Source organism: Paenibacillus assamensis DSM 18201 (assembly GCF_000422445.1).
GTDB lineage: Bacteria > Bacillota > Bacilli > Paenibacillales > Paenibacillaceae > Paenibacillus_B > Paenibacillus_B assamensis.
Window position 1 is genome coordinate 1 of record NZ_KE383840.1, and the last position, 14017, is coordinate 14017.

Consider the following 14017-nt stretch of genomic DNA (forward strand, 5'->3'; position numbering starts at 1 on the left):
ACAAAGTTAGGTTTGTAATTTCAAACCCCTACATTTCACGCGAGTAATGCGTTTATAGTAGAACTTGTCGCACCCCAATTCATATCCACAATATCCGTAATACGAAAATCATATACCCGTCCAATGACTTCAACAGGAACGGTATCTGTTGCTACGTGGTTGTTTATTTCAAAGTTGGCGTCCTGCTGGGTAAGCGTATCGGAAGGAGCGTTTTCAGCAAACGATCTGAAATGAATCGTATAGTCCCCTTCATCTACCCACACAGGCAAATAGAAAGTGTTTGCTAGATCCCTTATAGGAATGCTGATCCATGTGTTCTTCGGATAATAGATAGATTTATCTGCACTATACACATCGAACTCAAATCTAACTTGCTTGTCTTTTATGTACTTGGCATAATCTCGGTTTCCATAGCCTAGAATGTTACGGTGTTGTCCTGATGTCGGGATATGTATGGTGAATGGTCGATCAAGAATAAACGCCCTTCTATTGAGGTTAGGCCTAGTCTTTTGATTATGTGCGGCATCATCCGTCGCGTTAGAATAGTTGACCGTAGGTGTGTGAACAGTGACAGTATTAATTCCGTTGATTGGAAATTCTTTATCGTTACCTCCATTTACATTTCCTGATACAAGATCGTAATAAATAGTTCCGTTACTCGGTGTATTGGCTGCATTTTTTATACTACTGCTAATAAGTAGACTACTTTCATAGAGCACATTTGTACCAATCAATGTCGGAGCAGGAACACGACCTGGCGCTGAACCATTCTTTGATGTCCAGCTCCCGTCCATAATAGTTGAGCCGTTAAAATTTACTTGATCGTTCCGTACGTCCGGCTCCCCAGTTTGGGCTTCTGCCATAGATTTCAACATAGACTCATCATTCGGTACAGTTGGTCTTTGGTAGCCTCCATTGAGTATTTGTGGTATATACGAAATTTTCCCGGTATCTTTCGGTCTTATATGCTCCGAAGGACTTGAGCTGTGTGTAGTAGACAAGGTCGGCATTGAATAACTTGACGGATACAAAAATATCGTTCCGCCCCTCGGTAAAGCATAGTTTGAAATACTTGATCTGTTAATGCCGTAAACTTCGATATTCTCAATCTCCCAATAGGAATAATCTCGTTGAAGCGTAAAAGAATATGATTTTGTTTCGCTATCGGACATCGGGATATCTGGTTGAGGCGTACATCCATTTTTAGTACAAATAGGAGATTGCTTCACTTTCCATATTAGACCATACTTTACATCGACTTTGCATTGGTAATTGACCTTACCAGACATATTGGCAAATGTATGCTGAAACAAATAATTATTCGCAAAAACATTCGCGTACAATGTCTCTGATGTCGGGATTCCCTGTAAGACATTAAATCGCTCGCTCCCCTTGCTGTCAGCTCTTAAAACTCCTGTTGCCTCTGGGGACATATAATTTGTTTTCGGGGATGTTACTTGACTAGGAGCCCCTATAGTCCAAGCGCAGCTACCACTACCTTCTACAGGTGGTATTTCAGGGTCTTTACCGATACTTTCATCCTCATATTCAACATAAATTTTCTTGTCATGATACATGTAAGTATAAGAAAAGAAGTCTGCTTCAAATCTCGCACAGTACCATAACTGCCTAGCGCCCGGAGCCGCCCAATCTTTAAATTGTTTTTTACCAGGTGTATCATACGGAAAAGATTCAAATGATTGTCCATATTTTAAAGAAAGTGAGTCACCGATTTCGCTAGGGTTCTTAACTCCAAAAACCATTGTTGTCGGATCATATGTACAAAAACTATTATGCAACTCAACTTTAATTCCATTTTGTCTTGTAACAGGTCTATCAGCAACCGTCAAATCCCCAGAAACTGGGGATACAGCTTTGTTTGGTATCCAAAAGTCACCGGGAGAGTTTGGTTCATCTTTCAGTAAAAAAAATCCTTTTTCTAATGGAATTTTCGATTCCATATGTTCACTTTCACAGCCCGGAAACTTACGAAGGCCGAAGTCGTCAGGAGGAACTCCTGGTTTCCCGCAATCATCACTATCCAAAGTAAAATGTTCGTTCGTTGCCCTCCAGTTATGACTCCCACTTCTTCGATCCCAATAATAAATTGTCCCATAATGCCCATTCATTAATGATTCAACTTTTACTCGTGTGCCTTGAATCGTATCTGTTCCAATAAAATTTTTCATACCCCGTGTGAAGCCATTTACATCTCTTATCGCTCTTCCATTCTTGTCGAAAATTCTTAGTGATTTAATAACTTTACCATCAGGAGCTGTAATGTCTATCGGTACTTTGCCTGTTAATGGAACTGTGTCCTTCGACTTGTCTTTTGAAAACAGCAGACCTCCATAATTGTAATCACTAGAATTTTCACTCAAGCTATATTTAACCTCTATCCTTAGCGGTGCTGCTTGTGATTTTTCTATATTGAAGCTCCCTCCTAGAAAAAGAACTAGGAAGGAGACAACCATTATTAAGGCGATAAATTTTCTCAAATGAATCCCCCTTACTTTTCAAAATACGATTTAACAATCATTTCGTTTTTATAAGGAGCAGAGGGACTTCCTAGTGCCTCAACATATATTCGAAGCTTTTTAGTCTTATCAACTTTAAATTTAGACTTAGAAACGATATATGCATCAAAAGTATCTTTTCCATGTTTTAAAACTTGTGGCGAATTAGTAGTTAATCCCGCTTCATCTTCTACAAAACCACCAAACAAAAATCTCAATCCATTTCCGTACCGCTTTGTATCTTTATTAAAAATAACATTCGCCCGCAAAAGGAATACATAATCATCACTAACTTCTTTTAACTTTTTCTCAGTAGAGAACGATGCCCAGCTTAGCTCCTTAATAGGAGGAAGAAGTTTCCTGTTCGGGTCTTTTGGATCCGCCATGTCGATAGCTATCAATTGCTGAATTTCCGCTTTATATTTGCCATCATCCGTTGTAAATGTTAACTTCTCTTTCTTCCAAGAATTAAGTCCGGCATTCGATGCTTTGGCATCATAGTTTTCCGGTCGATCAAACATATCAGCAGCTACTGTAAAAATATTTGTTCTATGCCAGTACAACTCCGCTGCTGAAACCGCATATTTATCAACAACAAGCTTCGCACCGCTCTTCACCTTTAGCATTCTTTCGATAACAGAAATCGCTTGGGCACGCGTCGTGCTCCCATCCGGTGATAGAACTCCTGGTGCTGTACCTGAAATCAACCCATTCTTCGTAGCAAGGTAAATCCACTGTTTATCCTCTGCTTTCATATCAAGCGCTCTAACCGCAACTTTGGACATTTCTTCACGGCTCAATGGCTTATTCCAATCCGTCCCTACAAAATCTCCTTCTACAAAAATCCCTGACGTCTTGGCAGCATCTACATACTTCACATACCATAAACCATTCGATGAAGATTCAACTGATAGATTCAATGCAGAAACCGCCATCTTCACAAACTCAGCACGAGATACTTTGGCATTGGGTAGAAACTTTCCTGTAGGATAACCGGTTACATATCCTCTCTTAACCGCCTCGTAAATCGCTCCTTCTGCCCAGTGCCCTGCTACGTCACTAAATGTAACAGCAACCGCACCATTAACCGTCGGAACGGACGCCGCAGATGATAGACTCACTGGCATACTGCCGCCCAAAAATACCAAACATGCCGTCACAGCAACAAGCGCTTTCTTCTTCATCATAAATAGATCCTCCTCGTAGTTGTTCGATTAATTACCAATCTTGTTAAGATGGATATGGAACTAAAAACGGAATACTATGCGAGTGAGTTGTATGTAAACATAAGATGTCGGAAGAGTACCCTCGCAGCAAACATGAGATTATGCCTGTATCGAATAAAATGAACAAGGGTTAACACTTAGAGGACTGACTTGATTGAAGTAATGGAGTAATTAATAAAAGGAAAAATATAGGCGGTTAAGTCTTATATCGGCACATACCTTATAAGACTTAAGTCCTATAGAACAAAAAACAGCCGAACGCACCTATATAAGGTCAACGTCCGGCTGCCTGCCGTCCAAGATTTGTATAATTAACTCTATTATACTGCTCTATATCACAATAGCAAGCTAGAAATACTTATCACGCGCTGCATAAATGAAAAAACTATTTATCAAGCTCTCTGCTCCGCAAAGTAAGCATCCAATAAACGTACAAACAAGTTCGGGAAGGCATATTGCTCCCGATCATTAGACCCAATAAACGCATATCCCTCCGGCACTGACGCATCTTCCGCTATGCTGCAGCGGAATACCCGCATCTGCCAGTGAATATGGCTGAACGTATGCTCTGCATCCATAAACCGCTCCATCGGCAGCACAGTAAGCCCTTCCTGATGCAAGGCACCTCGCAGCATATCTTGAGCTTCTCCATCGGGAAGTCCCGCTACGCTCATTTGCTTTGGCACCAATATATGAGGCATTTCCCACATCCGAGCCAGCAGCCCACTCTCAGGACGCTGACGCATAAGCAGCTTACCTTCGTTAACGCCAGTTCCTTCAATAAGAGCAGCATAGCGCAGCTCTGGCTTCGGCGGCTTCGCCTTCGTCTTAATCGGCAGCAGCGTCTCCTCTCCTGCCAAACGACCTGCACAATGCTCCATCACAGGGCATAGCAAGCAAGCTGGCGACTTCGGTGTACAGACAAGCGCACCAAGCTCCATAATCGCCTGATTGAAGTCAGAAGCATGTCCATCTGGAATAAGGTCACGCGCAATATGCTCAATATGAACTCGGGTAGCAGGTTTAGCAATATCATCATGCAGACGGAAATAGCGTGACAATACACGCATAACATTGCCATCTACAGCTGGCTCAGAACGATTGAACGCGATACTCATAATTGCGCCTGTCGTGTATGGGCCGACTCCTTTTAAGGAAGCGACAGCTGCTTTGTCATCCGGCACAACACCTGCGTACTTTTCCTTCACTTCACGGGCACCAGCCTGCAAGTTGCGTGCTCTTGAGTAATAGCCAAGTCCTTCCCAAGCTTTCAGCACTTCTTCTTCTGGAGCTTCTGCCAAAGCAGTCGGCGTAGGAAACTTCGCGATAAATCTTTCAAAATAAGGAATAACAGTGCTAACTCGTGTTTGCTGCAGCATAATTTCCGACACCCATGTGTAGTAAGCATTATGTTGACGGCGCCATGGCAAGTCCCGACGGTTGTCTAAATACCAACGAAGCAATTCGCGGCTAAAATATCGTTGTTGCTCCTCCATAAAAGTCTCCCCAATCCTCTATTCTCGATCCTCTATGTTTCTTTCTATTTCTAGTTATGACGTTACCAACTATTTTTTGCTGTTCATTATTTAGTATGATAAATATCCAAAAGTCCATTATACATCAGCAGCCTGTATTGTGAACGTTCTGCCAACAAACGGTTATCATGCTTGCCTATCTCTATCGCTCCTTACTATACTGATAACATAAGGAAATATAAGACAATCTAGCGAGACAACCTTACCTATTCAACTCCATGAAGCATACATGGTAACCGTCACACAGAGAGGATGAGATAACGAAAATGAGGATACATAACCATAAAGAGACCTCGCATCTGCACCAACCAAGCCATAGAAGACACGTAAAAAAGAAACCATTGCTTATGTCTTCATTCCTGCTTTTGATCACGATAAGTTTGACGGCATGCGGTGGAGGGACACAGCAGCAAAGTGCCCAGCTCGAAGGCCCGGCAGATGCCGTAGAAGTGTACAAAAATTCATGCTTAGCATGTCATGCAGCGGATTTAAGTGGCAAGATGGGACCTGAAACGAATTTGACTACCGTTGGCAATCGCCTGACGAAAGAGCAAATTATAACCATCATCAAAGAAGGCAAAGGCAGAATGCCTGCTCAAAGCGGACGTGTCAGCGACGAAGACGCTGAAAAGGTCGCCGCCTGGCTCGCAACGAAAAAGGAACAGACAAAATAACCGATAACGACACACCACGATCATTTCAAAATTACAAGCAAGGTCATGCAGGCTTCTACTATGGAGAAGAGCATGGCCTTTTTAGCATGCATGTCATAATCCTTGCAAATCTGTAAGTTTCCTGTCATCTCAATCGATAGTTCCCATAATCCTCCCTTGGTATAGTAATCAACAGATACACGACATGCTATCAATAACCTACTACGGAGGATTTACAACATGAAAAAAGCTGCTATAACGATGCTAGTCATCATGATGATGGCTATTTTAACTGGCTGTATAGATCAAGCGAACGGACTTATCCTTTATGGAGAAGAAGCTAAGCTGAACCAAGTGACAGACAAGTATAAAGATGATATTAAATCACAAGTAATCTACAATGTAAAAAAAGTCAGTGCCCAAGGAAAAGAAGTTCTCGTCGTATCTGAAACGACGGCACGCAATTTCATTCGCATGGAGCTGTGGAATGAAGTGAAAAACAACACGCAGCTAAGCGTTCTAAAAGGAATGCCTACGATCGGCAACGAAAGTGGCTTACTGTTCGCCAAACCTGAGGACAAACATATTGATATGGAAGGCCTGACCCTAAGCTACCAAGGCAACTGCGTGATTGGAGAATCTAGACGCTATACGGATGCCTATGTTGTTGTAAAGGACCGTTCGTTCGAAACGATAAAAGGCACGCTAAAGCAAATGACCGTTCTGCATACTAAAAAGAGCATGGATAAAGAACTTGTAACGATTAAAGATTATACGGATGCATTCCAACTCGTAAAATTGACTGCTATCCATTAAACAAGGTAATGACGATAACCTCCATTCTGACGAACAATAAGGAATGGAGGTTTGTGTTTTATTGCTCAACGACACAAACAGCTGATGCGATGTGCGGCTGATGAGAAATGCTAATATGAATGCGTGTGTGCTCTGCCTCAAGTCCTAATCGTTCCCATCCAGCTAGACTAAGCTCTACATAAGGTTTGCCTGATTCTGCAGGAAGGACCTCAATATCTTGAAATCCAAGGACAGAACCGATCCCACAGCCAAATGCTTTGACGACCGCCTCTTTGGCAGCAAAGCGTCCTGCAACCCACTCTAAGGATCTCGACTCATATTGTTGAAGGAGAGCAAGCTCGCGCGGCGTCAAGATACGCTGCAAGTAGCGATCTCTGCTCTTTCCATCCAATAAACGACCAATGCGATCAATTTCTAAAATATCATGACCAAGACCGAGTATCATTCTATCCCGCCTTCCCTTTTCATCGAATCAAAAATAACGTGCACTCATTATCTTATGAAGAACCATTGTTTGCAAATAGAAGTGACAGCTCGTTTGCCAATCTCGCATTATAGTAAAATCAGCATTTCTCCTCCTCTATTAATCTAGTCCGATCTGGTAACTCTCTCATATATTACAGTATCTTCTCAAATAAAAGGAGGAAGCAAGATGTCGTATTACAACAATTGCGGATGGGGCGGTAATTACGGCGGCAACTACGGAGGTGGCGGTCAAAATGATGGTCTGAAAGGTCCATTGGCTATCCTGAAAAGAATCTCTCTTGGCACTACGATTAGCGTACACTTCGACTCTGTAGAACGTGTTGGTAGATTTCTAGGAATTGAAAATGGCACTGTCCTTCTACTCGTAGGCGGAACAATATACTATATCTCTATTAAGAAAATTACTGCAGTCGACATACCATAACGATTCACAGTATGTAAAAAAATAGAGGGCTGCCTCACCAGCCCTCTCTCTTAACTCAATTGCCCCTATAGACATCCTCCTTCACGAGCTCGACAGCAGTTACTGCTATTCGCAGTACGTACATAAATAGAACGACGTAAATGGTTGTTTAGAAAATGTTGAGCTGTGAACTTCACTCCAGTTGAATACCTATTCCCAACTCATCGGCTTGCCTCGTATACCAAGCTGCTACTGCTACATCAAAAACAGCCAAGCCCATCGGAGCAAACCAGATTCGTTCCTGCCACGCTGCATCTATTTTCACCTTACCAGCAATGACATCGGACAGCGTAACCGCATGCTCTTCTTGCAGCCCTTCATCAAGGTGAAGACGCTCTATATCCGTATCCGCTCGACATACTTCATCCCAACTATCTACAACAACTAGGCCGCTGCTTGCCTTAGCTTCAGGTAAATAGTCACGAAGAGATACGTGCATAAGAATGCTGCCTTCTTTGGACGGAATATGAATATATCTTGCACTGGAAGCTGTGCAAGTAAATACGATATCGGCGCCTAGGTATGCCTCCTGCCAAGTCGCAACCGCCTTTACAGGCACATCATTAGCAACCGGCAATGAGAAACTGATTTCTCGCTTATCATAAACACGAATCTCCCCAATTCGTTCGCTAAACAAACTCGTCAACATATTTACATGATGCTGGCCGATTGGTCCCATCCCAATGACGGCAACTTGTAAGTCATCCCCTTGACGTTCTTGCAGCAGCTTGCGCAACAGCGCAGCGCTCACGGCAGTAGTCCGTATCGTACTAATCAAGCTGCCATTAATAATATAGTTCGGAATTCCGGTATCTGGATCATTTAAAATGGTGACACTATTTGCCCTTGGCAGACCTATGTTCACATTATTAGGATAGCTAGCAATCCACTTCATACCTGCTGCACGAATTGGCCTGCTAATATAAGCTGGCATGGCAATGATTCGATTGCTTGCATCCCCGAATTTTAAATAGGGCTTAATGGGCTGTGCATAGTCCCCCTCGCCATAGGCGAGGGAAACTTCTGTTATTACATCACTCAAAGCTGACCACGGAATGCCAATTTGCCGCAAGTCGTCTTCCGTTATATATTTCACGCGATCTCCACCCCGCCTTCACTCGCTTGCCGTGCACGGACTTGATCCAGTGCTTCCTTGCCAAAAAATTTGGCAATCCATTGATCATCATAAACGGTCTCTAAATATCGCTCCCCTCTATCAGGAAGTATCAATGCACAGGTAGAACCTGGAGCTATTCGTTCCTGAACCTTCTCCAGAGCAGCGACCATACCACCCGAAGAACCTCCAACAAGAATGGATTCCAAGCGAGCAAGGCGTCTACACCCAATAATGCATTCCAGATCGTCAACCTCTACAATGTCATCGATTCCGTCTTCGGGGCATAGCGCAGGCCTCACAGCCGCACCAAGTCCTGGAAGCAAACGACGCTGCTTCGGTCTATTACTGCCAAATATCGAGCTGCCAAGAGCATCAACCGCAATAACCTTAGTTGCAAGTCGATTAGCGCGAATGTATTCAATACAGCCACGAATCGTGCCGCAGGTGCTTACTCCGCAAAGTAAATAGTCTATTCGCGGTAAGTCAGCGGCAATCTCCGCCATCGTCGTCTGCTGATGAGAAAGTGGATTATTCATGTTGCCATATTGATTGGGCCAAAATGCATTGGGAAGTTTACGCAGCCAATGGCGCACTCTGGCCAAGCGAGCAGGCAAATATTCACCTGTCGCTGGATCTGGCTCACGAACGAGATCGATACGAGCGCCATAAGCACGCAAGATGCGTATATTTGTTAACGTCGTACGCGGATCAACGACACAAATGAACGTACATCCAATCAAGTTACAAATTTGCGCCAAGCCAATCGCAAGATTACCCGAACTTGATTCTACAACTACTGACCCTGGTCGAAGCTTACCTTCACGCAAAGCCTCTTGCAGCATCACTTTGGCTGGGCGATCCTTTATACTTCCGCCTGGATTCAGCATTTCCAACTTTACATACGCATCGAATGAAGCATGTTTGAACAAGCGCTGCAGCTTAACCACTGGCGTATTACCAATGACCGTCATCATATGCGCATGAGCGCTCACACTTACCACACCCTTCTTTTTGACTGCAACTCTTATTCTTGAACGTACAGCTTCTTCTGCTTCACCGCTTGATGGTTTAGACTTGGTACTGCATTCGGATCTTGTAAATTCACGAGATGCACATTCATGTCCTCTAAAATACCAGAATCAATCATTTGTCCAATTTCGGGAATAGCCTCATGCAAGCTCATGCGAATCTTCTGATAAAGGACGTTGTCGATAGGCTGTGGACTGTCGATATACACATGAAGCTGGTTATGCTCTACGATGACGCGCACATCTGCCTGTTTCACATGTTGGAATACGGCATCCTCAATGTCGTATAAGCTAATTTTTTCACCATGTTTCAATTCAGGGCCAATCCGTTTCACGATAGCTTCAAATGTCGTTACCTGCCGCCCATCTATACGCGCTGAACGGAGATCGCGTACGACATCATAGGTCACATAGCGCAGGACAGGGAATCGTCTACGGACGAATGAGGTTAGAACAAGAACTTGTTCTCCTGCTGGCAAATGTATATCAGGTAGCCCTACTTCCGCAGGAGAAACACCTTCCGCGGTAATCCCCTCCATCATGACATAGCGTCCAATAGCTGCATCATAATAAGCCATCGTACCAACCTCGATGCTGCCATACGTATCTTTTACATCGTCAGCAGAAATACCGAATACATCTGCCATCCGCTTCCGCCACGCTGGAGCTGCTACTTCTCCTACTAGAATGACAATTTGAATCCCCCAATCAAAGCCAGCAGGTGCCGCCTTGACGAGACGATCCAAAATGGAAGGCATCGTATACAATACTTCCGGGCGGTGCTCTGCAATGCAGGCCAGATGCTCTTCTACAGGCTGTTGGAATGGAATTGTCCAGCATTGCATATTTAGCTTCTCGAAGATTTCCTGCGCCGTAGCAGCCGCATGGCCTGTTCCCATATCACTAAGGGCTCTCTTTAGCCCCCTGCCTTCCAGCAGCTTACCGAACAGCTGCACCTTGTGCTCAACATACGCCTCCTCATCAGCAGCATCATAACCAATTGCTTTTCTCCTTTTTCCGCTCGTACCCGATGTTCGATAGACATTCCAATTGGGTTCTTGTACTAACTCTGTCTCGTCGAAATAAGGAAGCAGCCTATCATGTGTGAGCAATGGTAGTTTAGGCCAACTATCGATACACGCTCCCTCCAGCAGAGTCGTATACCAAGGGTAAAGCTGTTTTACTTCCTGCAGCTTTGCTGCAACATGCGGGGCGTTTATCTCTACCATTATGGCAACCCTACTTTCAAGATTGTTCATACTATACTATGCAGAACTTTCGAGCCCGTCTGCCCAATCCTCCTTAACATGACAGGCATAGCTTATATTAAAAAGAGGTGGTGCATAGAAGATGGCTACTAAAAGTAGACGTATCGCTAGCAAGTGGGTAAAAACAGCTGTACTTGTGCGCAACAAAACCGTACGTCGTGCAATTCCACAGACGATGCTTTACCGAGCTTCTGCATTGGATAAGCTCCTTAGGCGACATGGCATGGTATATGTAAAGCCTGATCATGGCTCACAAGGAAGAGGCGTTATGCGTGTTCAGCAAAATAATACAAAAGGCACTTCGTTCTCTGTTCAACGTGGAGACCGAATTCGCTCGGGTCTCACTTGGCGCAAATTAGTTAAAGAGCTCAGACCTTATACTCGCAGCCGTGTCCATGTCGTACAACAAGGTATCGATTTGCTTCGCTATAACGGACGATTACTAGATATAAGAGCTGTGACGCAAGTTGATCGTAAATGGAATTGGCATTTTACAGGCATGGTTGCTCGTATTGCTCAACCACGCAAAGCTGTTACAAACGGCAGCCAAGGTGCTGATATTACACCTGTTCCATATGTCTTTACACGCACTGGTAGATCAATGGATACGTATCATCAACTAGACGCTGATATTCGCCACCTTTGTCTAAAGGGAGCCAAAGTCCTATCTCGCAAATACCCGTTTCTACAAGAGCTTGGATTCGATATCGCCCTTGATCAAAAGCTTCGCCCATGGATTTTAGAAGTAAATACGAGACCAGATATAAAGCCTTTTAGTAAAATATCCGACCTGACGATGTATAACCGCATACGACGCTACCGCCGCAATTTTAAATAGGTGCATCTAATAGGCTAATAGATTAGTTGCCAGACCAACAGCAAGCTGGTCTATCATTACCCTAGTGCTCTGTGACTTTTTCATAGCGCATAAAGGCAAAAGGCTTACTCTCCTCAACCTCTTTTGCGGAGCGGTAAGCCTTTTAGGGGTAATCACAGACTACTTTAAAACAACATTTATTTGTACAAATAATCATTATACGTTAACCTATTTATATTAAAATATAGTTAACATATAGCTATGAATTAGATACTCCGTTGGGAGGTACTTATGAATTTGAAGCAAAAACAGGAACTGCTCGTTAAGGACAAGCAGTACGTGTGGCATCCATTCACACAAATGAAAGACTATGAACATCGAGACCATCTTCTCATCGAGCGTGCCGAAGGTATCTTTTTAATCGATGCGGATGGACGCCGCTATTATGATACTGTGTCCTCGTGGTGGTGCAATGTGCATGGGCACGGCCATCCAAGAATTAAAGCGGCTATTCAGCGTCAACTGGACGCGTTTGACCATATTATGTTCAGCGGACTAACACACGCACCAGGCATTGAACTAGCAGAAAAGTTGGTTGATATTACACCTGAAGGCCTTACTAAGGTGTTCTACTCGGATAATGGCTCAACTGCTGTTGAAGTGGCACTGAAAATGTCTTTCCAATATTGGCAGCAGATCGGGCAAACGTCGAAGACGAAATTTGTCTATCTCGACGGAAGCTATCACGGCGATACGTTGGGCGCCGTAAGTGTGGGCGGTGTGGCACTTTATCACGCGCTGTTCAAGCCGCTGCTCTTCCACGCGCACCGCGTTCCGGCCGCAGATTTGAGACAAGCTCAGGGGGCGCGTGCTAAGGTGACGACAGGACCGGGGCAGGAGCATGGGGCAGCGTCGAAAATTCAAGCCGCACTGCGACAAACTTATGGTAGAGAATCAAAGCTCACGGAGGATAGGATACAGGCTGGGGATGCGATGCCGAAACTTGGTACGCATCTCTATCAGGAACGTGATACAGACACGAATCTCGTGCAGGGCATGAGGAAGACAGGCAGAAGCACAGCGATTGAAGACACTGCTGCCGCGGCTAGGTTGGAAAGCGAGCGCGAAGTAGCCGAGCAGGCGTTAGCCGCGGTGCGCGAGCTGTTTGAGCGTGAAGGCGACACGATCGCTGGCATCGTCGTGGAGCCGATGCTCATGGGCGCAGGCGGCATGATTATGACGCCGGCTGCGTACATGCAAGGGCTGCGGGAGCTGTGCACGCAGCATGATGTCCACCTCATCGCTGACGAGGTGGCTACGGGCTTCGGTCGTACAGGCAAGATGTTTGCCTGCGAGCACGCTGAAGTGAGCCCTGACATCATGTGCCTGAGCAAAGGGCTTACAGCTGGCGTTATGCCGCTGGCCGTCACCTTATGCACGGATGCTATTTATGCTGCGTTCTATGATGACTACCATACGCAGAAGACGTTCTTCCACGGCCACAGCTTCACCGGCAACCCGGTTGCTTGCGCCGTGGCACTTGAAAGCTTGCGCTTGTTCGAGGAAGAGCATGTCCTCGAACGAGCGCAAGCCTCCGCCATCGCGCTGGCAGCTGCCCTGCGCGACTCTGGCTTAACCGAACTGCCGCACGTCGCTGATGTGCGCCAGCTCGGTCTTGTCGCGGCGTTCGACCTGTATGTCGATGCCGAACGCCGCGAGCCTTTCCGCCCCGAGCAGCGCATCGGGGCAGCCATTTACCAAGCGGGCTTCGAAGAGGGACTCATTCTCCGCCCGCTTGGGGACACGCTCTACTTCTGGCTGCCGCTGTGCGTCACGTCAGAAGAGGTGCGCGATATCGTCGCGCGCACTGTGCGTGTCCTTCGGCGCGTGTTGTCATAACGACACCCACACGCCGAACCCAATAGCGAGGAGGACTCCTTCACCAATCCGTAAACGGAGCCCTCCTCGCACAACAAAGAAGCGCCTGTCCTTACCAATCCCAGGACGGGCGCTTCTTTCACTCACTACCACTTGCTCCTCATTTATATGGCGGCCCAACAGCCCAATATAGCACTGTAGTCTCCGCTCAGCT

General features: G+C 45.2%; 12 protein-coding genes. 5 read left to right on the forward strand and 7 right to left on the reverse strand.

All coding sequences use genetic code 11. The features are described from left to right. Positions 1-35: 35 nt before the first annotated feature. The 3 genes from H580_RS25660 to mutY all read right to left on the reverse strand — a co-directional run bounded on the left by H580_RS25660 (position 36) and on the right by mutY (position 5238). Entirely contained in the window at positions 36-2498 is a 2463-nt protein-coding gene (locus tag H580_RS25660) for a DUF5704 domain-containing protein (protein WP_051217649.1), read from the reverse strand. Between the two features lie 11 nt (positions 2499-2509). Further along, the gene (locus H580_RS25155; protein WP_051217650.1) at positions 2510-3703 is read right to left on the reverse strand and encodes an S-layer homology domain-containing protein; all 1194 of its coding nucleotides are present in this window, start codon (positions 3701-3703) and stop codon (positions 2510-2512) included. 431 nt (positions 3704-4134) lie between these two features. Next, positions 4135-5238: an A/G-specific adenine glycosylase gene (gene mutY / locus H580_RS0121805; protein WP_028596664.1), complete on the reverse strand. Its 1104-nt coding sequence runs from the start codon at positions 5236-5238 to the stop codon at positions 4135-4137. 305 nt (positions 5239-5543) lie between these two features. On the opposite strand from mutY, the gene H580_RS0121810 reads away from it, so the two are divergent. Beyond that, entirely contained in the window at positions 5544-5951 is a 408-nt protein-coding gene (locus tag H580_RS0121810; protein WP_245583623.1) for a c-type cytochrome, read from the forward strand. Positions 5952-6170: 219 nt separating this feature from the next. Further along, positions 6171-6746: a lipoprotein BA_5634 family protein gene (locus H580_RS0121815; protein ID WP_028596666.1), complete on the forward strand. Its 576-nt coding sequence runs from the start codon at positions 6171-6173 to the stop codon at positions 6744-6746. Positions 6747-6804: 58 nt separating this feature from the next. Here H580_RS0121815 and acpS read toward each other — a convergent pair whose 3' ends face one another. Beyond that, entirely contained in the window at positions 6805-7191 is a 387-nt protein-coding gene (gene acpS / locus H580_RS0121820; protein WP_028596667.1) for a holo-ACP synthase, read from the reverse strand. Positions 7192-7398: 207 nt separating this feature from the next. Between acpS and H580_RS0121825 the strand changes: the two genes are divergently transcribed. Continuing rightward, complete coding sequence (locus tag H580_RS0121825) at positions 7399-7656, forward strand: hypothetical protein (protein WP_028596668.1); 258 nt, start codon at positions 7399-7401, stop codon at positions 7654-7656. 172 nt (positions 7657-7828) lie between these two features. Here H580_RS0121825 and H580_RS0121830 read toward each other — a convergent pair whose 3' ends face one another. From H580_RS0121830 to H580_RS0121840, 3 genes are read right to left on the reverse strand one after another with little or no spacing between them, the layout of a single operon-like run. Beyond that, positions 7829-8791: a hypothetical protein gene (locus H580_RS0121830; protein WP_028596669.1), complete on the reverse strand. Its 963-nt coding sequence runs from the start codon at positions 8789-8791 to the stop codon at positions 7829-7831. Next, entirely contained in the window at positions 8788-9804 is a 1017-nt protein-coding gene (sbnA, locus tag H580_RS25160) for a 2,3-diaminopropionate biosynthesis protein SbnA (RefSeq protein WP_245583624.1), read from the reverse strand. Before sbnA ends, H580_RS0121830 begins: the two co-directional genes overlap by 4 nt. Before the next feature lie 32 nt (positions 9805-9836). After that, positions 9837-11069, reverse strand: a complete 1233-nt coding sequence (locus H580_RS0121840; RefSeq protein ID WP_028596670.1) for a phenylacetate--CoA ligase family protein — start codon at positions 11067-11069, stop codon at positions 9837-9839. Between the two features lie 121 nt (positions 11070-11190). Between H580_RS0121840 and H580_RS25165 the strand changes: the two genes are divergently transcribed. Continuing rightward, on the forward strand, positions 11191-11946 hold the full coding sequence (locus H580_RS25165; protein WP_036605659.1) for a YheC/YheD family protein: 756 nt from the start codon (positions 11191-11193) through the stop codon (positions 11944-11946). 270 nt (positions 11947-12216) lie between these two features. Further along, a complete protein-coding gene (locus tag H580_RS26760) occupies positions 12217-13824 on the forward strand; it encodes an aminotransferase family protein (protein WP_028596671.1) in 1608 nt (535 codons plus the stop codon). The last annotated feature ends 193 nt before the right edge of the window (positions 13825-14017 follow it).

Excerpts from the sequence above, each read along its gene's own strand:
- H580_RS25155 (WP_051217650.1), bottom strand. The coding sequence starts at position 3,703 with ATGATGAAGAAGAAAGCGCTTGTTGCTGTGACGGCATGTTTGGTATTT.
- mutY (WP_028596664.1), bottom strand. The coding sequence starts at position 5,238 with ATGGAGGAGCAACAACGATATTTTAGCCGCGAATTGCTTCGTTGGTAT.
- H580_RS0121810 (WP_245583623.1), top strand. The coding sequence starts at position 5,544 with ATGAGGATACATAACCATAAAGAGACCTCGCATCTGCACCAACCAAGC.
- H580_RS0121815 (WP_028596666.1), top strand. The coding sequence starts at position 6,171 with ATGAAAAAAGCTGCTATAACGATGCTAGTCATCATGATGATGGCTATT.
- acpS (WP_028596667.1), bottom strand. The coding sequence starts at position 7,191 with ATGATACTCGGTCTTGGTCATGATATTTTAGAAATTGATCGCATTGGT.
- H580_RS0121825 (WP_028596668.1), top strand. The coding sequence starts at position 7,399 with ATGTCGTATTACAACAATTGCGGATGGGGCGGTAATTACGGCGGCAAC.
- H580_RS0121840 (WP_028596670.1), bottom strand. The coding sequence starts at position 11,069 with ATGGTAGAGATAAACGCCCCGCATGTTGCAGCAAAGCTGCAGGAAGTA.
- H580_RS25165 (WP_036605659.1), top strand. The coding sequence starts at position 11,191 with ATGGCTACTAAAAGTAGACGTATCGCTAGCAAGTGGGTAAAAACAGCT.
- H580_RS26760 (WP_028596671.1), top strand. The coding sequence starts at position 12,217 with ATGAATTTGAAGCAAAAACAGGAACTGCTCGTTAAGGACAAGCAGTAC.